We start from the raw sequence: 22,518 nt of genomic DNA on the forward strand, positions 1-22,518 counted from the left end.
CGGGGTCGCGAGGTCGCTTGGCAGGCACGGCGTTAATTGCGCCCGCGCGCCCCTTACGCTTTGGGACCGTGCACGCTAGATCGGGGCATGATGCTCGACCCCCTTCCGATCCTGCAATCGACCTTCGGCTTCCCCGGTTTTCGCGGAGTGCAGGGTTCGGTCGTCGAGCGCGTGCTGCGTGCCGAGAACACCCTCGCCGTCATGCCGACCGGCGCGGGCAAGTCGCTGTGCTATCAGCTGCCCGCGGTCGCGCTGCCCGGCACCTGCGTCGTCGTCTCCCCGCTGATCGCGCTGATGCACGACCAGTTGCGCGCGGCGACCGCGATCGGGATCAGCGCGGCGACGCTGACCTCGGTCGATACCGACCAGATGGAGACGATCGCGCGCTTCCGGCGTGGCGACCTCGACCTGCTGTACGTCGCGCCCGAGCGGGCCTCGAGCCAGAGCTTCCGCGATCTGCTTGGCCAGGCTCCGCTCGCGCTGTTCGCGATCGACGAGGCGCATTGCGTCTCCGAATGGGGGCATGACTTCCGCCCCGATTATCGCTTGCTCCGCCCGCTGCTCGATGCGTTCCCGGACGTACCAAGGCTCGCGCTGACCGCGACCGCCGATGCGCACACTCGCGCGGACATCCTCGATCAGCTCGGCATCCCGCACGACGGCATGATCGTCGCGGGGTTCGACCGGCCCAACATCCAGTATCGCATCAGCCCCAAGGACAATGCCACCCGCCAGATCGCCGACCTGATCGCGGAGACGCCTGGCGCAGGTATCGTCTACGTCCAGAGCCGCGCCGGCACCGAAAAGATGGCCGAGGCGCTCGCCAAGACCGGGCGCCCGACGCGCGCCTATCATGCCGGGCTCGATCCGTCGGTCCGGGCGAAGAATCAGGCCGATTTCGTCGCGTCCGAGGACATGGTGATGTGCGCGACGGTCGCGTTCGGGATGGGGATCGACAAGCCCGACGTCCGCTTCGTGGCCCACGCCGGCCTGCCCAAGTCGATCGAGGCTTATTATCAGGAAACCGGCCGCGCCGGCCGCGACGGCGATCCGGCGATGGCGCATCTCTTCTGGGGCGCCGAGGATTTCGCGCGGGCGCGCCAGCGGATCGCCGAGGTCGAGCCCGTCCGCCAGCCGGGCGAGCGGCAGCGGCTCGCGGCGCTGGGCGCGCTCGCCGAGACGGCGGGGTGCCGCCGGCGGATCCTGCTCAAGCATTTCGGGGACGACTCGCCTGAGAATTGCGGCAATTGCGATAATTGCCTCAACCCGCCCGCCAGCATCGATGCGACGGAGGTGGCGAGGAAATTCCTCTCCGCCGTCTTTCGCACGGGGCAGAGCTTTGGCACGGGCTATATCGAACAGGTCCTGACCGGACAGTCGAGCGAGCGCAGTCTGATGAACGGGCATGAGGCGCTCGGGGTATGGGGCATCGCCGCGTCGCCCGAGGAAACCGCGCTGATCAAGCCGGTCGCCCGCGCGCTGCTGCTGCGCGATGCGCTCCGCGCGAACGATTTCGGCGGACTGGAATTCGGCCCCGGCGCGCGCGGGATCCTCAAGGAGAACGACCGCGTCGACCTGATCGTCCCGCCGAAGCGCGCGCGGCGGACGCGGGGGGGTGCAAGCGGCGGCGCAGCGGCGAACCCGAGCGGCGATCCGCTGTTCGAGGCCCTGCGGACCAAGCGGCGCGAGCTGGCCTTGGAAGCCAGCGTGCCGCCATATGTGATCTTCCACGATTCCGTACTGCGCGAAATGGCGAACCTGCGCCCGGCGTCGCTCGGCGCGATGGGGCGGATCACCGGGGTCGGCGCGCGCAAGCTCGAGGCGTATGGCGAGGCGTTTCTGGCGGTGGTGCGGCGGTTCTAGGGAGCGGGCGTCGGACTACCTGCGCGGGATGACGGCCTGAACGGACCATACCGTGACCTCAGGCGCGATTTTCATGATCGCGCGCACTGCCCGACGGTTCCATGGCCTTTGCCGCCTGCGCCGCGCGATACCGCCGTGTCGCGAGCAGCCCGCCCAGCACGAAGCCTCCCGGCACCAGCAACACCGCCGCCACCACTCCGATCCTGGTCCAGTCCTTGCGATCCATCGAAATCGCCTAGGCGGTCAGCGCAGATCGGTCGCCACGAAATCGGCACAGCGTTCGCCAATCATGATCGACGGGGCATTGGTGTTGCCCGAGACGAGCTTGGGCATGACCGATGCATCCGCGACATACAGTCCCTCCACCCCGCGAACCCGCAGTCGTGGATCGCACACGGCAGCCTCGTCCGATCCCATCCGCGCGGTCCCGACCGGGTGATAGACCGTATCCGCGCGCGACCGGATCAGATCCTCCAGCGCCGCGTCGTCGGACAGGTCGACCGGATGCCGGTCGCGGCCCTGATGGTCGCTGAGCGGGGGCTGTTCCAGGATCCGGTACATCGCGCGTACGCCCGCCTTCATCACGGCCATGTCGCGCGGGTCGGTGAGGAAGGCCGGGTCGATCAGCGGCGCTTCCCGCGCGTCGGTCGATCCGAGGCGTACCGTTCCGTGGCTTTCGGGACGGAGCACGCAGACATGGCAGGAATATCCGTGTCCCGGCACCTTGGTCCGGCCGTGATCCTCAAGCGCTGCAACCACGAAATGCAGCTGGACGTCGGGCGCGGGCGCGTCCGGCATCACTTTCAGGAATGCGCCGGCCTCGGCGAACGGGGTCGTCATCATCCCCTGGCGCTTGCGCAGCCACTGGATCATGCCGCCCGCCATCGCGATCGTCCCCTTCAGCGAACTGCCGACGAATTGCGTCCCCGGCGTCTCGAACGCGGCGACATAATCGATGTGGTCCTGCAGATTGGACCCGACGGCCGGCCGGTCGACCCGCACCGCAATGCCGTGGTCGCGCAAATGCGCCGCCGGGCCGATGCCCGACAATTGCAGCAACTGCGCGGTCCCGAACACGCCGCCGGCAAGGATCACCGCGCGCCGCGCGCGGATCTGGCGGGCCTGCCCGTCCTGAATATAGGTGACCCCGCTCGCTCGCGCGCCGTCGAACAGGACCCGCTCGACCGTCACCCCGGTCAGCACCGACAGGTTGGGGTGCGTCGGCCGGTCGCCGAGATAGGCGCGTGCGGAGGTCCAGCGTTCGCCGTTGCGCTGTGTCACCTGGTACAGGCCGATTCCATCCTGCCGCGCGCCGTTGAAATCGGCGTTGTGCGGGATCTGCAGGCTTTCGCCCGCCGCGACGAAATCGCGGCTGCCGGGATTGGCATGATGCTGCTCGCTGACCCACAGCGGACCGTCGCCACCGTGGAAAGCGTCGCCGCCGCGCTCGTTATGCTCGCTGCGGCGGAACCACGGGAGCACGTCGTCATACGACCAGCCGGTGCACCCCATCGCCGCCCAATTGTCGTAATCCCAGCGATTGCCACGGATGTAGATCATCGCGTTGATCGCGCTCGATCCGCCCATCCCCTTGCCGCGCGGCTGGTGCCCGCGCCGGCCGTTGAGCCCGGTTTGCGGGACGGTCTCGTAATTCCAGTTGGTCTTGGGGGTCTGGAACGCGAGCATTGCCGGAATCCGCGTGCGCAACCCGGTGTTGCGGCCGCCCGCCTCTAGCACCGCGACCGAGAATCTCCCGCCTTCGCTTAGCCGGCCCGCCGCAGCGGCACCGCCCGACCCTCCTCCGATGACGACGATGTCGACTTCTTCCACGGGCTGTCCTCTCACTCTCCACGGCCGTGGCTATGCTGCCATCGTGCCTTGCGTGTCGAACTTGGCACGAACCCGTGGCGGCCGCCAGAGGCCGCGCGTCACGGGATCAGTGAAAGGTCAGCGAAGATTCCAGCGCACGGACCTCGTCCGCAGTCACGCCGAACAGCAGCACGCCGCCGAACATTCGCTCACCGGTCTCGACCCGCACGCCCTCGATGTCCTGGCTCAGCGCGACGGGTGGAAGCAACCGCCGCGCGACGACCTTGGCGCCCCGCCGCTTGAGCATCGCGACCGCGCCCCCGCCCGCGACCAGCGCGGCATTGCCGTCGGTGCCGACCACCGCCCCGTGCGCGACGAAACCTGCGAGCAAAGTCTCTGCCATCTCGCGCGCTTGCGCTGCGTCGCCGATCCGGCTTTCGGCCAGCCGCAGCCAGCGCGCGACCAGGGCAAGGCCGATCAGCCCGGCGAGGCCATAGCCGATCACGTCCCAGCTCAGCGGCATCGGCGCGCGCCGGTCCGCGTCACTGCGGTGTCGACAGCGCGTCGAGCAACGGGCGCAGGCCGGTCAGGTCGTACCCAGCCGCCGCCGCCTTCGCCATGACGGCATCGGGATGCCCGCCCGCCTTGACCGCGGCAAGCGCCCACAGGTTGCACGACCGCGTACCCGAGCGGCAATAAGCGAGCACCGGCCCCTTGGCCTCCCCCAGCACCGCCGCCATCGCATCGATCTGCGGGTGCGAGAAACCGGCATGGGTCACGGGGATCGCGGTGTAGGTCATGCCAACGGCTGCGGCGGCGGCGGCGATCGCGTCGCCGCTCGGCTGTCCGAAATCCTCGCCGTCGGGGCGATTGTTGACGATGTCGGTGAAGCCTGCGGCAGCAAGCTCGGCGATCGCATCGGGCGCGATCTGCGGGGCGACGGCAATGCTGGCGTCGATGGTGCGAAGCGTGGTCATGGGCACCCTTATACCGTCCCAGCGCCGCGGCGAAAGGCTCGGCACCCCACACGTGCCGCCCGCCGATCCCAAGTCGTTCATCAACATTGACTTAAATCAATATATGTTGCGCCGCAGGTCTATCGCAGTCATGGCCTTCCGCCACGGACACCAAGGGAATTTTGATGAACAAACTGCTGCAAGTTCTGGTCGTCATCACGGTCGCGATCGTCGTGATGTTCGGGAGTCGCTGGTACATGTACGTCGCTCACGCCGACAGTCCGTATAACGAAGTCGGCATTGCCCTGAATGGCTACGCGCCGGCACCATTGCGGCACTGGGGCTGTGCCAAGCTGCATGCGCGGTTCCCGGGGCAATTGCCCCCGCTTGGCTGCGGCGGCGCTGATGGGCGCAGCTGGATCTGACCTCGGCATCGGAACGCCCGGTTGCGCTGATCCGTTAAGGAGGCGCTGCGATGGCGTAGTGTCACCTCGATCAGCGGAGGCCTTGTGATCGGCGACCTTGGATTGTCGCATTTGTGGGAGCAGCGGCTTGCCGCCGCAGTGACCTTTGCCGTCGCGATCGCGATCGCGCTGGTGTCCTACCGTATCGCGATGCTCGCACTGCGCCGGTTCACCGAGCGGACGCCGAGCCGCGCCGACAACATCGTGGTCGCGCGGATCGCCGCGCCGTTGCGCTGGATCTTCGTGGCGGTCGCGCTGAGCATGGCGGCGCGCGGGATCGACTTGCCCGCCCACCAGGCCGCGCTGGGCCAGCAGATCGCCGGATTCGTCATTCCTGCACTGGTCGGCTGGATGGTGATCGCGACGATCCGGGCGGCCAACGACATCGTCGATCTGCGCTACGACATCAGCGTCGCGGACAATCTCAAGGCCCGTCGCAAGCGCACCCGCTATGCGATCCTGACGCGAATCGCGGTCATCTGCGTCGTCTTCATCACCTTGTGCATGATGCTGCTCAGCATCCCGGCGATCCGCGCCGTCGGCGTGACCCTGATGGCGTCCGCCGGACTTGCCGGCCTTGCGGTCGGCGCTGCGGCGCAGCCTGCGCTCAAGAACCTGATCGCGGGAATCCAGCTCGCCTTTACCGAACCGATCCGGCTCGACGACGTCGTCATCATCGAGAACGAATGGGGCCGGATCGAGGAAATCCGGCTGACCTATGTGGTGGTGCGGATCTGGGACGACCGTCGTTTGGTCGTGCCGGTAAGCAAGTTCCTGGAAGACAGTTTCCAGAACTGGACCCGGTCGAACGCGCAATTGCTGGGCTCGGTGTTCGTCTATGTCGACCCGGCGGCCGACGTCGCGCGGTTGCGGACGCATGTCGAGCGACTGGTGTCGGACAACCCCCGCTGGGACAAGCGCTTCTGGAACCTGCAGGTCACCGATGCGACCGCCGACGCGTTGCAGTTGCGCGTGCTGGCGACCGCGCAGGATGCGTCGATCGCTTTCGACCTGCGCTGCGACATTCGCGAGGGCCTGATGCGATACATCGCCACCGAAATGCCCGAGGCGATCGTGCGACGCCGTTTGCTGACGGACGGGTTCGCGGGACACACGACGACCGTGCCGGAAGGGCATTAACCGCGTTCGGACGGGACCTTGCCGCGGGACCCTGGGATCGAGATGCCACTGGGTGTGGGAATGGCATCGACCGTTGCTCGATGCCCGGCCCGATACATGGCAAGTCCCATAAAAAGCGGCCGGTGCGTTGCCACACCGGCCTAAGGTCGTCCGCAGGAGGAACATCGTGGGGCCGCCGGGCCACCCGACCCGGCAACCAAACTCGTCAGTAATTATAGGCGCGCTCGCCATGTTCGGTGACGTCGAGACCGTTATGCTCGACCTCTTCGGTCGGCCGCAGGCCGATCGTGAACTTGAGCGCGAGGAACAGGACCGCCGAGACGCCGCCCGACCACACCAGCGTGATGCCGACCGCGGTGAGCTGCTTCACCAGCTGCGCCGACATGCTGTACTCGGCAGCGGTCACCGCGACGGCCGGGAACTTGGTGTAATCGAAATACCCCTGTCCGCCGAGCGACGGCGCCGCGACGATCGCGGTGGCGAGCGCCCCGACGATCCCGCCGATGCAATGGACGCCGAACACGTCGAGCGAGTCGTCATACTTCAGCCACGCCTTTACATAGGTGACGAAGATGAAGCAGATCGGCGACACGACGAGCCCGAGGACGACCGAGGTCATCGGTGCGGCATAGCCCGAGGCCGGCGTGATCGCGACCAGCCCGGCGACCGCGCCCGTCACCGCGCCGAGCAGCGACGGCTTCTTGTGCACGACCTGGTCGATCACCGCCCAGGAGACGGCAGCGGCGGCGGTCGCGACGAAGGTGTTAATGAACGCGACCGCGGTGACGCCGTTCGCCTCGAGGTTGGACCCGGCGTTGAACCCGAACCAGCCGACCCACAACAGGCTCGCGCCGATCATCGTCATCGTCAGCGAGTGCGGCGGCATCGGCTCGCGGCCATAGCCGAGGCGTGGACCGATCACGAGGCAACCGACCAGCCCGGCGATCCCGGCATTGATGTGGACGACGGTGCCGCCGGCAAAATCGAGCGCGCCGAGGTTGAACAGCCAGCCGCCGTCGGTCGGCGATCCGGGGAGGAAATCGGGGCCTGCCCAATACCACACCATGTGCGCGATCGGGAAATAGACGATCGTCATCCACGCCACCATGAAGATCATCAAGGGCGTGAACTTCACGCGTTCCGCAAACGCCCCGATGATCAGCGCCGGCGTGATGCAGGCGAACGTCATCTGGAAGCAGACATACGCGAATTCAGGAATGTAGACGTTGTTGGAGAAGGTCGCCGCCAGCGTGGTGCCGTCGACGCCGCGCAAGAACGCCTTGGACAGCCCGCCGAAGAAATGGTTTTCGCCGCCCGAGGTAAAGGCCATCGAATAGCCCCACGACACCCAGACGAGCGACGCGATGCAGACGATCATCAGCACCTGCATCAGCACCGACAGCATGTTCTTGGTGCGGACCAGCCCGCCGTAGAACAGCGCCAGCCCCGGGACCGACATCATCAGCACGAGTGCCGAGGAAACCAGCATCCAGCTGGTATCGCCCTTGTTGACCATCGTCGCCATCTGCGCGGCGGTCGGCGCCTTGATCAGCGCGGGCGCCTGCGCCCAGGCGGGTAACGCCGCAAGGAACGAGGCCCCCGCCAGCGCCGCCAAACCCGTTTTCATCCCTGGCTTCATCATTACCCCCCTCACAACGCGGTCTCGTCTGTTTCGCCGGTGCGGATGCGAACGGCTTGCCCCACATCGAGCACGAAGATCTTGCCATCACCGATCGCCCCGGTGTTCGCCGACGCCTGGATCGACTCGACCACACGGGCCGCGACATCGGAACCGCACACGACCTCGATCTTGATCTTGGGGACCATGTTGGTGCTGTACTCGGCGCCACGGTAGATCTCGGTCTGGCCCTTCTGGCGCCCGAACCCCTTGACCTCCGTCACGGTCATGCCTGCGACGCCGATTTCGGTCAGTGCCTCGCGCACGTCGTCGAGCTTGAATGGTTTGATGATGGCTATGACGAGCTTCACGCAAGAACCCCCCTGGTTATTGGTCCTGAGGGGATGTCATGCAATCGCCATGCCAAGACACGATCGACGCGTTACGGCGTATTTTCGGGACAGGAACAATTACCAAAAGGTAAATTTTTGTGCAGTTGCGAATGGCTGCCTAAGAATCAGGCAGTGGGATCGTTGGGTTGGGCTCGCCCGCGAACCCTTGTGCGCCTGACCTTCGCTGGAGCGCTGCCCTCGTGCGAGCGAACGTTCTGCCGGGCGACAGTACAGAGCCGCTCCGCCGCGCGCCGCTTCAGCCCGCCGCCGTCCCCAGGATGGCGCGGGCGGTATCGGCGTCCTCGTCGTCCACCATCACGCGGACCGGAATGAAGAACTGACTCCCATCCGCGATGCTTGCATTCCCATCGAGCGCGATCGCCATGATCCCCTCGGAGTCTAGCCGCCCGATCACGATATAGGCCTCGTTGCGCCCGAACCGTCCAACCTCGACCAGGCTCATGGCGTGAAATCGCGCAGGTCGGCGACCGTCCTGGCATCGAGCTTGCCGATCAGCGCGACGACGAGATCGACGGTGCGATCGAAATCGGCACGGTCGATGATGCCGTTATGCGCATGCGTATATCGCGCGGGCACGACGAGATTGACCGTCGGCACCCCGCCGTTGGTCGCCTGGATCGCGGCGCTGTCGTCGCCATACCCCTGGACCAGATCGTGTTGCAGCGGGATGCGTGCGCCCGCCGCCGTCGTGTCGACCAGCCGCACGAACTTGCGGTTGGGCAAGGTGCTCGAGTCGTAGAGGAAGATCCCCGGACCGCCGCCCAGCACGGCCTGCGTTTCCTCCGGGTTGCGCCCCGGACTGTCGCCCGCGATCCCGCCTTCGATCGCGATGCCGACGTCGGGCTTGATCAGGTCCGCCGAGGTGCGCGCGCCACGTAGCCCGACTTCCTCCTGCACGGTCGCCACGACGAACAGCTGGTTGGGGTGTCCGGTACTGCGCAGACGGCGCAGTGCTTCGATGATCACCGCGAGCCCGACGCGGTCGTCCCACGCCTTGCCGAGATAGCGATCCCCCTTGCCCATCACCGCGAACGGCGAATCGGGCACGACCGGATCACCCGGCGACAGGCCGAGCGCGGCAACCTCGGCGGGCGTCTTCGCGCCGACATCGAGATAGAGCGAGTCGCGCGGATAGACCTTGCCGCGTTCGTCCGCCGGCACGACATGGACGTCGCGGATCCCGGTCACGGCATGGACCGGCCCGTTCTTGCCGATGATGATCCAGCGCTGGTCGGGCAGCGACTGGTCGAGCCAGCCACCGAGCATCTGCATCGACAGATAGCCGGTCGGCGTCACCCGCCGCACCACCCCGCCAAGCTCGTCCATATGCGCGTCGAGCATGATCCTGGGCCCACTCGTGCCGTGCTGCGCGATCACCGAGCCGACGCCGTCATAGCTGAGCTTGTCGGCCATCGGCTTGAGTTCGTGCACCATGATCGCGCGAACCGCTTCCTCGAATCCCGACGGGCCGGGCGCATCGGCAAGCGCGCTCAAGAGCCGTTCGGTACGGTCGCCCGACTGCGCCTCCACAGGACCGGCGAAGATCGCCAAGGTGATGAAAACGGGAAGAAACTTTTTCATGATCGGCGACCTCTCAACGCGGCCCATGGTTGCAGCCAGGCCGCGCCGATGCAAGCGGTCAGACGCTGCGCGGCACACCTGGCCGCCCCGTCCCGCAATCGAGCGCGGCGCGGTCCCACTGTGCGAGATCGGCGGCGGCGTCATAGGTCGACTGACAAAAGGCCAGCAACGCCGCATCCGGATCGGACGCGGCGCGCACCGCGTCATAGGGCAGCAGGAATTCGCCCAGCGCGACGTTCCATTCTGCCGCCGCAGGAACGACCTTCGCTTCGGCATACCCCTCGGGCGCGGGATAGGCGTAGGCGTAGAACGCGGCTTTCGGATACGCATCGCTGCCCGGCCAGAAACCGATGCTGGCTTCCTCATGGCTGTACGCATCGCGCGTCACGGCATCGGGAAGGCCGGGGAAGCCGCCGGGATGGGTCGGCGCAGCGCGGCCCGAGAAACGCGTGACGGCGAGATCGAAGCTGCCCCAGAAGAAGTGCACCGGGCTCGCCTTGCCGAGGAAGCCGGTGCGGAACTCGCCGAATACGCGCGCCACCTGAATGAGAGCGCGCCAGAACGCTCGCACGGCATCGGCGTCATAGGGGCGGTCTGCGGTATCTTCGGCGAAGGGGGGCATGTCGGCCATTTCGCTCGGGGTGCCGTCGAAGATGGCGGGTACATCGAGCTCGGTCAGGCAAGCGATGACCGTCTTGTGAAAATGCGCGATACTGCCGGAGTTGAGACCGATCCCGCGGCTGCGGCCATCGCTGGTCATGAACACCAGTCGGTCGTGGAGCAGGTCGAACTCGATCTCGAGGATGCGGTCGCCGACGGGGATGGCCGAGGTGGTAAGCCCGCGTGCCGAGACGTAGAGCGGCACGTGCCAGCTATGGTTGAGCCACGGCGTCAGCGCGAGCCGGACCTTGCCAATGATCTGGGCGCGGAGCTGAAGGCCGATCGCGGTTTCGCGCCAGGCGGGCCAGTCGAGGTCCGGCCAGGATGGGATCGTCGGTGCGGTCAACCTGCTCTCTCCTTCCGTCGAGCCAGCGATGGCCGGGTCGCCCTACCGCTAGCGCGATACCCTTCATCCATAGTCGTCGCTGTTCTCCTGCGAAAGCAGGAGTCCAGGGGTTACGAGAGCAACTTAGCAGGACGTTCCTGGCTCTGGGTTCCTGCCTGCGCAGGAACACCAAGGCGAACCGGCCGACATTACCGTCAACGAGGCGACGCCCGCCGGTGCTTACATCGCCGTCCCGCCAACGGTCAGCCCGCCGACCAGCAACGTCGGCTGCCCGACGCCGGCCGGCACGCTCTGCCCGCCCTTGCCGCACATGCCGATGCCCTCGTCGAGCGCGAAATCGTTGCCGATGCCCTCGACCTTGGTCAGGCACGACGGCCCGTCGCCGATCAGCGTCGCGCCCTTGATCGGCGCGCCGATCTTGCCGTTCTCGATGCGATACGCCTCGGTGCACGAGAAGACGAACTTGCCCGACACGATGTCGACCTGCCCGCCGCCGAACGCCTTGGCGAAGATGCCCGACTTGACTCGGCTCAGCAGCTCGGCCGGATCGTCATTCCCGCCGCGCATGAAGGTGTTGGTCATCCGCGGCATCGGCGCATGGGCGAAGCTCTCACGACGCCCGTTGCCGGTCGGCGCGACGCCCATCAACCGCGCGTTGAGCCGGTCCTGGATATACCCCTTGAGAATCCCGTCCTCGATCAGCACGTTCTCCTGCGTCGGCGTGCCCTCGTCGTCGATCGACAGCGACCCGCGGCGATCCGCGATCGACCCGTCGTCGACCACCGTCACGCCCGGCGCCGCAACGCGCTCGCCGATCCGCCCGGAAAAGGCGCTGGTGCCCTTGCGGTTGAAATCGCCCTCGAGCCCGTGGCCGATCGCCTCGTGCAGCAGAATTCCCGGCCAGCCCGGCCCGAGCAGCACGGTCATCTCACCCGCAGGTGCTGCGACCGAGTCGAGATTGACGACGGCTTGCGCCAGCGCCTCGTCGATCGCGCGGTTCCACGTCGCGGGCTCCATCAGGTCGGTGTAGAGATAGCGCCCGCCGATCCCGAAGCTGCCGGTCTCGCGGCGGCCATTCTGCTCGACCACGATCGACACGTTGAGCCGCACCAGCGGGCGGATGTCGGTCGCCATGAAGCCATCGGCGCGGACGATCTCGACCACGTTCCAATTGCCCATCAGCGACACCGACACCTGCGCCACGCGCGGATCGCGCGCGCGGGCGGCGGCGTCGATCGTCTGGCACAGATTTACCTTGTCGGCGAAGGGGATGAGGTCGAGCGGATCGGCGTCGGTGTAGAGGTGCCGGTTGGTGGCGCGCGGCGGGGCGGCCTTGGGGGTGGCGGACGGATCGATCAGCGCCATCGTCTCGGACGCGCGCTTGATCGCGGCGGCGCTCAGTTCGTTGGCATGCGCGAAGGCGGTCATCTCGCCCGACACCGCGCGCAGGCCAAAGCCCGAATGCGTGTCGTAGCTCGCGGTCTTCAGCCGGCCATCGTCGAAGCCGAACGCCTCGGACTTGCGATATTGCAGGTAAAGCTCGCCGTCATCGGCCTTGCCGAGCGCGGCTGCGGTGAGGGCCTGCGCCTCGTCAGGGGACAGCTGTCCGTCATGATAGAGGAAAGCGCGGGGGTCTGCGGGACTCGTCATACCCCCGAATATAGGAGGCTCAGCGGCCTGCGCCATCCCCATGATCGCGAAGCGTCGCCTGGTCCGCGCCATCGGCGGGTCCGCCGATCAGGATGAAGCGGCGGTCGCAATAGCCGCAATCGACATAGCCGGTCTCGTCGATCTCGAGAAACACGCGCGGATGGCCAAGGCTCGCGCCGCCAGGAATGTCGGTCGCGCCGTCGCAGATGTTGCGGGCGTGGGTGACGCGGAGGATTTCGGGCGGGGCGATCATGGGGGCGAGTGTAGCAAGGTCGGTTATTGGCGACAATGATCAAGTCGGGGGTTTTGAAGGCTAGTGTGCCATTGCGCCGTGTTCCTGCGCAGGCAGGAACCCAGAGCCACACAAGTATCCGCTTGCGGTCTTTGGAACTCCTGGGCTCCTGCCTGCGCAGGAGCACGAGCGAGCGGAACCGCAATTTAGGCTTTCCGCGCACGCCCCGCGTGCCTAATGCCGACTCATGACGGAAGCTGCCATCTCCATCGCCAATTTGAGCAAGACCTACAAAGGCGGCAAGCAGGCGCTCGACGACGTGTCGTTCGACGTGCCGCGCGGCCAGATCTTCGGGCTGCTGGGCCCCAACGGCGCGGGAAAATCCACGCTGATCAACATCCTAGCGGGCCTGGTCAACAAGACCGGCGGAACCGCGTCGATCTGGGGTTTCGACATCGATCAGCACCCGCGCAACGCCAAGGTGTCGATCGGGATCGTCAATCAGGAGATCCTGTTCGACCCGTTCTTCTCGCCGTTCGAGACGCTCGAGATCCAGGGCGGGCTGTACGGCGTCCCCAAGGCCAAGCGCCGCTCGATGGAATTGCTCCGCGCGGTGCATCTGGAGGACAAGGCCAACGCCTATGCGCGCACGCTGTCGGGGGGCATGAAGCGCCGCCTGATGGTCGCCAAGGCGATGGTCCACTCGCCCCCCGTGCTGGTGCTCGACGAGCCGACCGCGGGCGTCGACATCGAGCTGCGCCAGCAACTCTGGGCCTATGTCCGTTCGCTCAACGAGGCGGGCGTCACGGTGGTGCTGACGACGCATTACCTCGAGGAGGCCGAGGAATTGTGCGACCGGATCGCGATCATCAACCACGGCAAGGTGATCGCGAACGAACCGACGCGCGACTTGCTGGCGAAGGCGACCGAGAAGATGGTCGAGGTGACGGTCGACCGCGACGTGGCGGTCGCGCCCGCCAACGCCTGTTTCCAGAAGATCGAGCTGAAGGGCACGCGGACGCTCGCGATCACCTATGCCAAGGACAAGGTCAACGCGGGCGAAGTGCTCGCGGCGGTGCAGGCGGATGGCTATGGCATCGTCGACGTGTCGACGCGCGAGGCGGACCTGGAGGACGTGTTCCTCAACCTGACACGCGCTGCGAACGCGTAAGGACGGCCTCCCCCATTTCCGTCATCCCCGCGCAGGCGAGGCCTCTGCGAACCATGGATGTTCTCCCGCGAAGGCGGGAGTCCAGGGGTCGCGAGAACTCTAACTCGTTGTTCTGCGTGGCTCTGGATTCCCGCCTTCGCGGGAAAGCAGCAAATGATGGGTCCGTAACCCGGCTTTCGCAGAGGTCTCGCGCAGGCGGGGATCCATACTGGCTGACGGCGCAGACTATGACGGACGATGCCTATGGATTCTCGCCTCCGCGGGAATGACGGAAGGGGGGCAAGGTCTCCCTCAAGAATGCCGCGTCCGCAGCAGCGCGAGCCCGAAGCCGATGAAGATCACCCCCGTCGCCCGGTTGAACAGCCGCTTGACCGCGGGCCGCTCGAGATATCCCGCGAGCGAACGCCCGCCCAGCGCATAGACCCCGTACCAGAAGCTCTCCAGCACCGCGAACGTCACCACCAGCAGCGCGAATTGCGGCGGCTTGGGGAACGCAGGATCGACGAATTGCGGGAAGAAGGCGGCTGCGAACAAGATCAGCTTCGGATTGCTGATCCCGATCGCGAACCCGCCGCGGAACAGCGCGCGCAGCGACAGCGTGCGCGGCAATTCCCCCTCGGCCACGTCGATCGGCGCCCCGTTACTGCGCCACGCCTTAATCCCGAGGTAGATCAGATACGCCACCCCTGCGTAACGCAGCACGTCGAACGCGCCCGGCACCGCAAGCAACAGCGTCGTCACTCCCGCCGCCGAGGCGGTCAGCACCAGCACCAGCGCGAGCAGGCATCCCGCCATCGCCGCGACGCTGCGCTTCAGCCCCATCTCGACGCTGCGCGACAGGATGTGGAGCATGTTGGGCCCCGGCGTCCCGCACAGCAGGAACACCGCGCCGGTAAACAGCCACCAATTGTGGAGGGTCATCGTTCAAGTCTCGGTATCGCGTGAACCTCGCCGCTAGCGGGAAAGTCCCCTAACGTCACCCCGGCGGAGGCCGGGGCCGCCACGTTGCTTTGTGCGTCGGCTGCCCCAGACGGGACGGCCCCGGCCTTCGCCGGGGTGGCGGGGGGGGTGTTGCAGCGCTGCTGCCACCCGCCCACACCGCTAGGCAAGCCTGCCAATCCACGATACCAGCCGCTGTGACAGGCGTGTGACGTCGGTCCGCCGCGGCACCCGGCCAAAGCGGGAAGTGGAGAAGCGATGCAGTCCGACGTTCTCATCATCGGGTCCGGCGCGGCCGGGCTGACCGCCGCGCTCAACCTGGCGGATCGCTTCAAGGTCACCGTGCTCGCCAAGGGGCAACTCAACGAAGGCTCGACCGCCTGGGCGCAAGGCGGGATCGCCGCGGTGCTCGAGGAAGGCGACACGTTCGAAAGCCATGTCGAGGACACGATGATCGCGGGCGCGGGCCTCAACGATCGCGCGACGGTCGAGATGGTGGTCGAACGCGCCCCCGCCGCGATCGCGCGGCTGGTCGAGCTTGGCGTGCCGTTCGCGACCGAAACCGCCGACAATGGCGGCGGGCTCCATCTGACGCGCGAGGGCGGGCATTCGAACCGCCGGATCGTCCATGTCGCCGACGCGACCGGCTGGGCGGTGCAGGAAGCGTTGCAACGCGCCGCGACCGATCATCCCAACATTACGCTCATCCCCGACATGGTCGCGATCGACCTGGCCACGGGCCGCCACGAGGAGCGCTATTCGGGCGCAGGGCATGTCTGGGGCGTCTATGCCGTCAACCGCGCGACCGGACGGGTCGAGCTCCACACCGCGCGCGCGACGATCCTCGCGACCGGGGGTGCCGGGCGGACCTATCTCTTCTCGACCGCACCACGTGGCGCGACCGGCGACGGAATCGCGATGGCATGGCGTGCGGGGTGCCGCGTCTCCAACATGGAGATGATGCAGTTCCACCCTACCTGCCTCTACAATCTCGACGTCAAGAATTTCCTGATCACCGAGGCAGTGCGCGGCGAGGGCGGGCATTTGCTGCTGCCTGAAAACGGCTATCGCTTCATGCCCGAGGTCGATCCGCGCGCCGAACTCGCGCCGCGCGACATTGTCGCGCGCGCGATCGATCATGAGATCAAACGGCTCGGGCTCGATTACGTTCACCTCGACATCAGCCACAAGGGGCCGGACTTCATCCGCGAGCATTTCCCCAACATCTACGAGAAGCTGCTGACGCTCGGGATCGACATGACGACCGATCCGATCCCGGTCGTCCCCGCGCAACATTACACCTGCGGCGGGATCGTCGTGGATCTGGATGGCCGCACCGATTTGCCCGGCCTCTATGCGGCGGGCGAATGCAGCGAGAGCGGGTTGCACGGCGCGAACCGGCTCGCGTCCAACTCGCTGCTCGAATGCTTCGTGTTCGGCGAGGCGTGCGCGCAGCATATCGCCGAGCATTGGGACGATCTCCCCGCGCCCCCGCCGATCCGCGCGTGGGACGAAAGCCGCGTCGAGGATTCGGACGAGGAAGTCGTGATCAAGCAGAACTGGACCGAGATCCGCCGGTTCATGTGGAATTACGTCGGGATCGTGCGGACGACCAAGCGGCTCGAGCGTGCGCAGCACCGGATCCGGATGCTGACCGAGGAAGTGAACGATTATTACGGGCACTTCCGCGTCACGCCCGATCTGATCGAGCTGCGCAACCTGCTCCAGACCGCCGAGCTGATCGTGCGCTCGGCGCTGGCGCGCAAGGAATCGCGCGGGCTGCATTACACGCTCGATTATCCGGACATGCTGCCCGAGGCGCGCGATACGATTCTGGTGCCGTAGAGCCCGTCACCCCGGCGGAGGCCGGGGCCGTCTCGTTTCAGGCAGCCGGCCGGCAAAACAACGCGACGGCCCCGGCCTTCGCCGGGGTGACGGGAAATTTTGGCGGGTTTCCGTAGTCCGTACCGTCCTGTCGTAAAGCGAAGGCGTCTGGTCGCAGCTTCCGATCGTACCCATTTCTCAAACCAGATCTGGCCCTATCGCGAGAGTTCAGGGCATGGTGCCGGGCGGGAAACAAATTCGGTGGTTGCGCATATTGTACCTCTGCACCTCATGAAGCCCGCAGCCACCCTGCTGCTCATCTCCGCGCTGTGCGCCTGCGGTTATGGCGCGCGGCTCCAGGGCGCGCGTGGCGTGCAGACGCAGGCGCCGCTGGTCGTCGCGATCCCGCCGCGCTCGGGGCCGGCACCGGTCGGTCACCGCGTCCTGCCGCAGCCGCCGATGCTGACCGCAACGATCACGCAGCTGGTGCGCAGCTTCAGCGGCAAGGTCGGGGTCGCGGTGCGCAGCGTCGACGATGGCTGGATGATCAACGCTGGCGGGAGCCAGCGCCTGCCGCAGCAGAGCGTCAGCAAATTGTGGGTCGCGATGACCGTGCTTGCCGCGCGCGATGCGGGCAAACTGCGGCTCGACGATCCGATCACGCTGACCCGCGACGACATCACGCTGTTCCACCAGCCGATCGCGGGGCTGATCCGTGGCGATACCGGCTATCGCACGACGGTCGGCGAATTGCTCCAGCGCGCGCTGACGATGAGCGACAATACCGCGAACGACCGGCTGCTCCGTCTGGTCGGCGGGCCGACCGCGGTGCGCGGGTTCATCGCGCGCAAGGGGCTTGGCGCGATCGGCTTCGGCCCGGGCGAGCGGATGTTGCAGGCGAACACCGCCGGGCTGACGTGGCAGCCGTCCTACGCGTTCAACGACGGCTTCAACCGCGCGCGCAACGCGCTGACCCGCGCCGATCGCCTTGCCGCGTTCAACCGTTATGTCGCAGCCCCGCCCGACGGCGCTGCCCCCGCCGCGATCGCGACCGCGCTCGCGCGGCTCAAGCGTGGCGAGATCCTGTCGGCCCCCTCGACCTCCTATCTGATCGGGACGATGCAATCCTCGCACACCGGCAAGATGCGGCTGCGCGGCGCGGTGCCGCCGGGCTGGACGTTCGGGCACAAGACCGGGACCGGGCAGGATTTCGCGGGCCGCACCGCAGGCTATAACGACGTCGGCCTGCTGATCGCGCCCGATGGCCGGACCTATGCGATCGCGGTGATGATCGGCGACACGCTCCGCCCGATCCCGGCGCGGCAGCAATTGATGCAGGCGGTCGTCTCGAGCGTCGTCGCGACACATGCGAGCACGATTTCCGCCAATCGCGCCAACACGAGCCGCCCGAACGGCTGAGCGCAAAGCGGGCTTCTGCTACAGCGCAGGCGCTGCTATCGCCGCATGATGCCGCATCTCTATCTTGTCGATGGCTCGGGATATATTTTCCGCGCCTATCACCGCCTCCCCCCGCTCACCAACAAGCATGGCGAGCCGGTCGGCGCGGTCTATGGCTATACCACGATGCTGTGGAAGCTCGCGGACGAGGTGCATGCCGCGGACGGCCCGACGCACATGGCTGTCATTCTCGACAAGTCGAGCAAGACCTTCCGCAACGACCTTTACGACCAGTATAAGGCGCACCGCCCGCCGCCGCCCGAGGATCTCGTACCCCAGTTCCCGATGATCCGCGACGCGACGCGCGCCTTCTCGCTGCCGTGCATCGAGACCGAGGGGCTTGAGGCGGACGACATCATCGCCTGCTATTCGCGCGCAGCCTTGGCGCAGGGGTGGGCGGTCACGATCGTGTCGTCGGACAAGGATCTGATGCAGCTGATCGAGCCCGGGCTCGACATGTACGATACGATGAACAACCGTCGCCTGGGCGCGGAGCATGTCGCGGAGAAATTCCACGGCATCACCCCGGCGCAGCTCGGTGACGTGCTCGCGCTGATGGGCGACAGCGTCGACAACGTGCCGGGCGTCCCCGGCGTCGGCCCCAAGACCGCCGCCAAATTGATCCTCGAACATGGCGATCTCGAATCGGTGCTCGCCGCCGCTGAGGGGATGAAGAAGGGCAAGCTGCGCGACAATCTGATCGAACATGCCGACATGGCGCGGTTGTCGAAGGAGCTGGTGACGCTCAAATGCGACGTCGCCTTGCCCGAGCCGCTCGAAGATCTCGAACTCAAGGGCATCCCAGATGCGCCGCTGCGGGTGTTCCTGGAACATCACGGCTTCCGCTCGTTGCTCGCCAAGCTGTCGGCGGTCGCGGATGCGCCGGTCCCCGCGCCCAAGTCGGTCCCGACCGAGCAGGACCCGCCGTGCGAGGTCGATTCGTATGAGACCGTGGTCGACGAGGCCGCGCTCGACCGCTGGATCACGCTTGCCCGGCATCAGGGCTGGATCGCGATCGATACCGAGACGACCGGGATTGACGCGACTCGCGCCGACCTCGTCGGGATCAGCATGGCGCTGCATCCCAACCTCGCCTGCTATGTCCCGCTCGCGCATGGCGGGAGCGGGCTGTTCGCGGAAAAGCCCGAGCAGCTGACGGTCGAGGTCGCGCTGGCGAAGTTGAAGCCGCTGTTCGAGGATCCTTCCGTCCTCAAGATCGGGCATAACCTGAAGTATGACATGATCGTGCTCGGGCGCTTGGGCGTCGGCGTCGCGCCGTTCGACGACACGATCCTGATGAGCTTCGATCTCGACGCGGGGCTCCACGGCCACAGCATGGACGAGCTCGCCGCCACCCACCTGTCGCACAGCTGCATCGCGTTCAAGGACGTGGTCGGCGTCGGCAAGTCGCAGCGGACCTTCAACGAAATCGATCTCGTCGCCGCAACCCGCTACGCCGCCGAAGACGCCGACGTGACGCTGCGGCTGTGGCGGCGGTTCAAGCCGCGCCTCGCCGCCGAGGGCGCAACGCGGGTCTACGAGATGGTCGATCGTCCGCTCGCGCCCGTCATCGCGCAGATGGAGCGCCACGGCATCAAGGTCGATCGCGAACGGCTCGCGCAACTGTCGGGGGAATTCTCGACGCAGATCGGCGCGCTCGAAGTCGACATCCACGCGCTCGCGGGCGGTGCCTTCACGATCGGCAGCCCCAAGCAACTGGGCGACGTGCTGTTCGAACGGATGGGGATCAAGGGCGGGCGCAAGGGCAAGTCCGGGGTTTACTCGACCGACGTGACCGAACTCGAGCGGATCGCTGCGGATAAGGATTCGCCGGGCAAGGACATTGCGACCAAGGTGCTCGAATGGCGGCAGCTGTCCAAGCTCAAGTCGACCTATACTGACGCGCTTCAGGCGCAGATCAATCCCGCGACGGGGCGTGTCCACACGTCCTATTCGCTGACTGGCGCGCAGACCGGGCGGCTGTCGTCGACCGACCCGAATTTGCAGAACATCCCGATCCGCACCGAGATCGGCCGCCAGATCCGCGACGCGTTCGTGGCCGAGCCCGGCAACGTCCTGCTCGCCGCCGATTACTCGCAGATCGAGCTGCGGCTCGCAGCGCATATGGCGGACGTGCCGCAGCTTCGCGACGCGTTCGCGAGTGGTGCCGACATCCACAGCCTGACCGCGCAGGAACTGTTCGGCGAGGTCAACCGCGACACGCGCGGGCGCGCCAAGACGATCAACTTCGCGATCCTCTACGGGATCAGCCGCTGGGGTCTGGCGGGGCGGCTCGACGTGACCGCGGACGAGGCGCAGGCGATGATCGACCGCTATTTCGATCGCTTCCCCGGCATCCGCAACTATATCGCGCAGACCACCGAGACGGTCCGCGCGAGCGGCTACACCACCACGCTGTTCGGGCGGAAGACACACTTCCCGCGCATTTCCTCCAAGATCCAGCACGAACGCCAGGGGGCCGAGCGCGCCGCGATCAACGCGCCGATCCAGGGGACCTCCGCCGACATCATCAAGCGCGCGATGGTGCGGATGGGGCCGGCATTGCTCGAGGCGGGGCTGCCCGATGTGCGGATGCTGTTGCAGGTGCATGACGAACTCGTGTTCGAACTTCCCGAAGGCGACGTCGCTGCCGCGCGACCAGTGATCGAACACGTGATGGCGACCGCCGCCGAACCCGCAGTCCAGCTCAGCGTGCCGCTCGGCATCGAGATCGGCACCGGCCTGAGCTGGGGGGCTGCGCATTGACGACAGTAACGGGGGGCGTACCGACCGACCGTGGGGGCACGGAAGACGAGATCAACGCACTGGCCAAGGGTGGCCGGACCAACATCCTCGGCTTCCTGATGCGCCTCGTTGCGCGGATCCCGTTCCTGTTCATCGCAGGAAGGCTGTACGGGCCCGACACGCTCGGCACCTTCGCGCGCGCGGTACTGTTCGTCGAGGTGGCGGCGCTGCTCGCGACCTTCGGGCTCAAGCGCGGCCTTGCGCTCGCGATCAGTGATTCGGATCGCCCGCATGTCGACATCGTGTGGGATTGCCTCGTCGTCGCGGCGCTTGCGTCGTTCGTCGCGAGCGGGTTCCTGCTACTCGTCCCCGAGCTGATGTATCACGGCAGTGCACCGACCGGGCTCGAACGGCTGCTGCCGTGCATCATCGTCTTTACCGCCTGGTCCGACATAACGCTCGCCGCGCTCGCCTATCGCCGCAACGTGAAAGCCACCGTCACCGCGCGCGCGGTGATCGAGCCGTGGACGATCTCGATCGCGGCGGGCGTGCTGTATCCGGTCGCACCGCATGACGGGCTGGTGATCGCCTACATGCTGTCGATGATCGCGGCGCTGGTCGCATCGCTGGTGCCGTTCTGGCGAAGCTATGGCGCGCCGGTCGGGTGGCGGCTGCATCCGGGGCGGACGATCGCGCTGATCCGCCGCAACGCGCCTTTGGCTGGCGCGGACGCGCTCGAATGGGGCACGCGCAACGTCGACCGTTCGATCCTGTTCGTGATGTTCGAGCCGCGGATCGTCGGCATCTACTGGATGGCGCAACAGGTCGCGTCGATCCCGGGCAAGCTCAAGACGAGCTTCGACCCGATCCTCGGCCCGGTCATCACCACCAGCCTTGCGCGCGGCGACATGGGGGCGATCGCGGCGCAGGTGCGGCAGGTCGGCTTCTGGATTCTCGCCGCGCAGACGGGGCTTGCGCTGATGGGGTCGATCCCGGGCGAGGCGGTGATGGGGACGGTCGGCCCGCAATTCGTCTCGGGCACCGCGGCGCTCGCGTTCCTGCTGTTCGCCGAGGCGGCCGCATCGACCGGCGCGGTGTGCGAATCCGCGCTCGTCTACATCGCGCGGTTGCAGAACATGGCGATTTCGATCGGCATGCTGCTGTTCCAGGTGGCGCTCAGCTTCGGTCTGATCTTCGCGATGCAGTCGGTCGGCTGGCCGGTCGCGTTCCAGGCGGCGGGGCCGGCGGTGGCGCTGTTCGTGTCGGTGACGATCACCTCGATCATCAAGTCGACCTATCTGTCGCGGTTGCTCAAGGCGCCCGTGGCGGGATGGCGTTGGGCGATGGCGTGGGCGGTACTCGCGACCTGCGTCGTGGGGGGCGCGTTCACCGCCTTGCCCAAGCGGTTCGAATGGGCCGAACTCGCGATCGGCGAACCGCTGATGGCGGCGGTGTATCTGTACGTGCTCTACCGCTGGGCGTTCCGCGACGAGGACCGCGCGCTGATCCGGCGGAAACCGGCGGTGGCGGGGTAGGCGGGGCGCGCTATTGCCGCCATAGCCCCGATTCCCCCATTCTCGCCTTGCATGGCCTCCGCGAAACTTGGGTTACGAACCCGTCCTTTACTGTTTTCCCGCGAAGGCGGGAAT

20 protein-coding genes are annotated in these 22,518 nt (G+C 66.7%); 8 read left to right on the top strand and 12 right to left on the bottom strand.

Translation table 11 applies throughout. The features are described from left to right. The first annotated feature begins 90 nt into the window (after positions 1-90). Positions 91-1,863, top strand: coding sequence for a DNA helicase RecQ (gene recQ / locus L8G49_RS09850; protein ID WP_242185741.1), 1,773 nt, complete (start codon positions 91-93; stop codon positions 1,861-1,863). A 58-nt stretch (positions 1,864-1,921) separates the two neighbouring features. Here the strand turns inward: recQ and L8G49_RS09855 are convergent, their stop codons facing one another. The 4 genes from L8G49_RS09855 to L8G49_RS09870 all read right to left on the bottom strand — a co-directional run bounded on the left by L8G49_RS09855 (position 1,922) and on the right by L8G49_RS09870 (position 4,649). Beyond that, entirely contained in the window at positions 1,922-2,089 is a 168-nt protein-coding gene (locus L8G49_RS09855) for a hypothetical protein (protein ID WP_242185030.1), read from the bottom strand. 17 nt (positions 2,090-2,106) lie between these two features. After that, positions 2,107-3,693, bottom strand: a complete 1,587-nt coding sequence (locus tag L8G49_RS09860; RefSeq protein WP_242137968.1) for a GMC family oxidoreductase N-terminal domain-containing protein — start codon at positions 3,691-3,693, stop codon at positions 2,107-2,109. A 106-nt stretch (positions 3,694-3,799) separates the two neighbouring features. Further along, positions 3,800-4,195, bottom strand: a complete 396-nt coding sequence (locus tag L8G49_RS09865) for a hypothetical protein (RefSeq protein ID WP_242137969.1) — start codon at positions 4,193-4,195, stop codon at positions 3,800-3,802. Between the two features lie 19 nt (positions 4,196-4,214). Continuing rightward, the gene (locus L8G49_RS09870; RefSeq protein ID WP_242137970.1) at positions 4,215-4,649 is read right to left on the bottom strand and encodes a TIGR01244 family sulfur transferase; all 435 of its coding nucleotides are present in this window, start codon (positions 4,647-4,649) and stop codon (positions 4,215-4,217) included. A 164-nt stretch (positions 4,650-4,813) separates the two neighbouring features. On the opposite strand from L8G49_RS09870, the gene L8G49_RS09875 reads away from it, so the two are divergent. Both L8G49_RS09875 and L8G49_RS09880 read left to right on the top strand, forming a co-directional pair. Then, the gene (locus L8G49_RS09875; protein WP_242185031.1) at positions 4,814-5,053 is read left to right on the top strand and encodes a hypothetical protein; all 240 of its coding nucleotides are present in this window, start codon (positions 4,814-4,816) and stop codon (positions 5,051-5,053) included. 87 nt (positions 5,054-5,140) lie between these two features. Then, positions 5,141-6,232: a mechanosensitive ion channel domain-containing protein gene (locus tag L8G49_RS09880; RefSeq protein WP_242185742.1), complete on the top strand. Its 1,092-nt coding sequence runs from the start codon at positions 5,141-5,143 to the stop codon at positions 6,230-6,232. A 205-nt stretch (positions 6,233-6,437) separates the two neighbouring features. On the opposite strand, the gene L8G49_RS09885 is transcribed toward L8G49_RS09880, so the two are convergent. The 7 genes from L8G49_RS09885 to L8G49_RS09915 all read right to left on the bottom strand — a co-directional run bounded on the left by L8G49_RS09885 (position 6,438) and on the right by L8G49_RS09915 (position 12,753). Further along, entirely contained in the window at positions 6,438-7,871 is a 1,434-nt protein-coding gene (locus L8G49_RS09885; protein ID WP_242185743.1) for an ammonium transporter, read from the bottom strand. An 11-nt stretch (positions 7,872-7,882) separates the two neighbouring features. Further along, on the bottom strand, positions 7,883-8,221 hold the full coding sequence (locus L8G49_RS09890) for a P-II family nitrogen regulator (RefSeq protein WP_242137973.1): 339 nt from the start codon (positions 8,219-8,221) through the stop codon (positions 7,883-7,885). Positions 8,222-8,498: 277 nt separating this feature from the next. Beyond that, positions 8,499-8,705 carry a DUF2007 domain-containing protein gene (locus L8G49_RS09895; RefSeq protein ID WP_242185033.1) on the bottom strand — a complete coding sequence of 69 codons (207 nt, stop codon included), beginning with the start codon at positions 8,703-8,705 and terminating at the stop codon, positions 8,499-8,501. Beyond that, positions 8,702-9,844 (bottom strand): M42 family metallopeptidase, encoded by a 1,143-nt coding sequence (locus L8G49_RS09900; protein WP_242185035.1) that lies wholly within the window; start codon positions 9,842-9,844, stop codon positions 8,702-8,704. Before L8G49_RS09900 ends, L8G49_RS09895 begins: the two co-directional genes overlap by 4 nt. Positions 9,845-9,902: 58 nt before the next feature. Further along, on the bottom strand, positions 9,903-10,850 hold the full coding sequence (locus L8G49_RS09905) for a DUF5996 family protein (protein WP_242185038.1): 948 nt from the start codon (positions 10,848-10,850) through the stop codon (positions 9,903-9,905). 219 nt (positions 10,851-11,069) lie between these two features. Next, positions 11,070-12,500 (bottom strand): metalloprotease TldD, encoded by a 1,431-nt coding sequence (gene tldD, locus L8G49_RS09910; RefSeq protein WP_242185048.1) that lies wholly within the window; start codon positions 12,498-12,500, stop codon positions 11,070-11,072. 19 nt (positions 12,501-12,519) lie between these two features. Next, the gene (locus tag L8G49_RS09915) at positions 12,520-12,753 is read right to left on the bottom strand and encodes a zinc-finger domain-containing protein (RefSeq protein ID WP_242137978.1); all 234 of its coding nucleotides are present in this window, start codon (positions 12,751-12,753) and stop codon (positions 12,520-12,522) included. A 226-nt stretch (positions 12,754-12,979) separates the two neighbouring features. Between L8G49_RS09915 and L8G49_RS09920 the strand changes: the two genes are divergently transcribed. Beyond that, positions 12,980-13,903 (top strand): ABC transporter ATP-binding protein, encoded by a 924-nt coding sequence (locus L8G49_RS09920; RefSeq protein WP_242137979.1) that lies wholly within the window; start codon positions 12,980-12,982, stop codon positions 13,901-13,903. Between the two features lie 291 nt (positions 13,904-14,194). On the opposite strand, the gene L8G49_RS09925 is transcribed toward L8G49_RS09920, so the two are convergent. Next, a complete protein-coding gene (locus L8G49_RS09925) occupies positions 14,195-14,824 on the bottom strand; it encodes a LysE family translocator (protein WP_242185058.1) in 630 nt (209 codons plus the stop codon). 276 nt (positions 14,825-15,100) lie between these two features. Between L8G49_RS09925 and nadB the strand changes: the two genes are divergently transcribed. The 4 genes from nadB (at position 15,101) to L8G49_RS09945 (ending at position 22,404) form a co-directional block, all read left to right on the top strand. Further along, positions 15,101-16,687 carry an L-aspartate oxidase gene (nadB, locus tag L8G49_RS09930; RefSeq protein ID WP_242185060.1) on the top strand — a complete coding sequence of 529 codons (1,587 nt, stop codon included), beginning with the start codon at positions 15,101-15,103 and terminating at the stop codon, positions 16,685-16,687. A 270-nt stretch (positions 16,688-16,957) separates the two neighbouring features. Continuing rightward, the gene (locus tag L8G49_RS09935; RefSeq protein WP_242185062.1) at positions 16,958-18,085 is read left to right on the top strand and encodes a serine hydrolase; all 1,128 of its coding nucleotides are present in this window, start codon (positions 16,958-16,960) and stop codon (positions 18,083-18,085) included. 48 nt (positions 18,086-18,133) lie between these two features. Next, positions 18,134-20,890, top strand: coding sequence for a DNA polymerase I (gene polA / locus L8G49_RS09940; RefSeq protein WP_242185744.1), 2,757 nt, complete (start codon positions 18,134-18,136; stop codon positions 20,888-20,890). A 98-nt stretch (positions 20,891-20,988) separates the two neighbouring features. After that, positions 20,989-22,404, top strand: coding sequence for an oligosaccharide flippase family protein (locus L8G49_RS09945; RefSeq protein WP_242185745.1), 1,416 nt, complete (start codon positions 20,989-20,991; stop codon positions 22,402-22,404). Positions 22,405-22,518: the final 114 nt, after the last annotated feature.

This window comes from Sphingomonas sp. CARO-RG-8B-R24-01, assembly GCF_022662295.1.
GTDB lineage: Bacteria > Pseudomonadota > Alphaproteobacteria > Sphingomonadales > Sphingomonadaceae > Sphingomonas.

Coding starts and splice junctions, on each gene's coding strand:
- recQ (WP_242185741.1), top strand. CDS start 91: ATGCTCGACCCCCTTCCGATCCTGCAATCGACCTTCGGCTTCCCCGGT.
- L8G49_RS09855 (WP_242185030.1), bottom strand. CDS start 2,089: ATGGATCGCAAGGACTGGACCAGGATCGGAGTGGTGGCGGCGGTGTTG.
- L8G49_RS09865 (WP_242137969.1), bottom strand. CDS start 4,195: ATGCCGCTGAGCTGGGACGTGATCGGCTATGGCCTCGCCGGGCTGATC.
- L8G49_RS09870 (WP_242137970.1), bottom strand. CDS start 4,649: ATGACCACGCTTCGCACCATCGACGCCAGCATTGCCGTCGCCCCGCAG.
- L8G49_RS09875 (WP_242185031.1), top strand. CDS start 4,814: ATGAACAAACTGCTGCAAGTTCTGGTCGTCATCACGGTCGCGATCGTC.
- L8G49_RS09885 (WP_242185743.1), bottom strand. CDS start 7,871: ATGAAGCCAGGGATGAAAACGGGTTTGGCGGCGCTGGCGGGGGCCTCG.
- L8G49_RS09895 (WP_242185033.1), bottom strand. CDS start 8,705: ATGAGCCTGGTCGAGGTTGGACGGTTCGGGCGCAACGAGGCCTATATC.
- L8G49_RS09900 (WP_242185035.1), bottom strand. CDS start 9,844: ATGAAAAAGTTTCTTCCCGTTTTCATCACCTTGGCGATCTTCGCCGGT.
- tldD (WP_242185048.1), bottom strand. CDS start 12,500: ATGACGAGTCCCGCAGACCCCCGCGCTTTCCTCTATCATGACGGACAG.
- L8G49_RS09915 (WP_242137978.1), bottom strand. CDS start 12,753: ATGATCGCCCCGCCCGAAATCCTCCGCGTCACCCACGCCCGCAACATC.
- L8G49_RS09920 (WP_242137979.1), top strand. CDS start 12,980: ATGACGGAAGCTGCCATCTCCATCGCCAATTTGAGCAAGACCTACAAA.
- L8G49_RS09925 (WP_242185058.1), bottom strand. CDS start 14,824: ATGACCCTCCACAATTGGTGGCTGTTTACCGGCGCGGTGTTCCTGCTG.
- nadB (WP_242185060.1), top strand. CDS start 15,101: ATGCAGTCCGACGTTCTCATCATCGGGTCCGGCGCGGCCGGGCTGACC.
- L8G49_RS09935 (WP_242185062.1), top strand. CDS start 16,958: ATGAAGCCCGCAGCCACCCTGCTGCTCATCTCCGCGCTGTGCGCCTGC.
- polA (WP_242185744.1), top strand. CDS start 18,134: ATGCCGCATCTCTATCTTGTCGATGGCTCGGGATATATTTTCCGCGCC.
- L8G49_RS09945 (WP_242185745.1), top strand. CDS start 20,989: ATGCGCCTCGTTGCGCGGATCCCGTTCCTGTTCATCGCAGGAAGGCTG.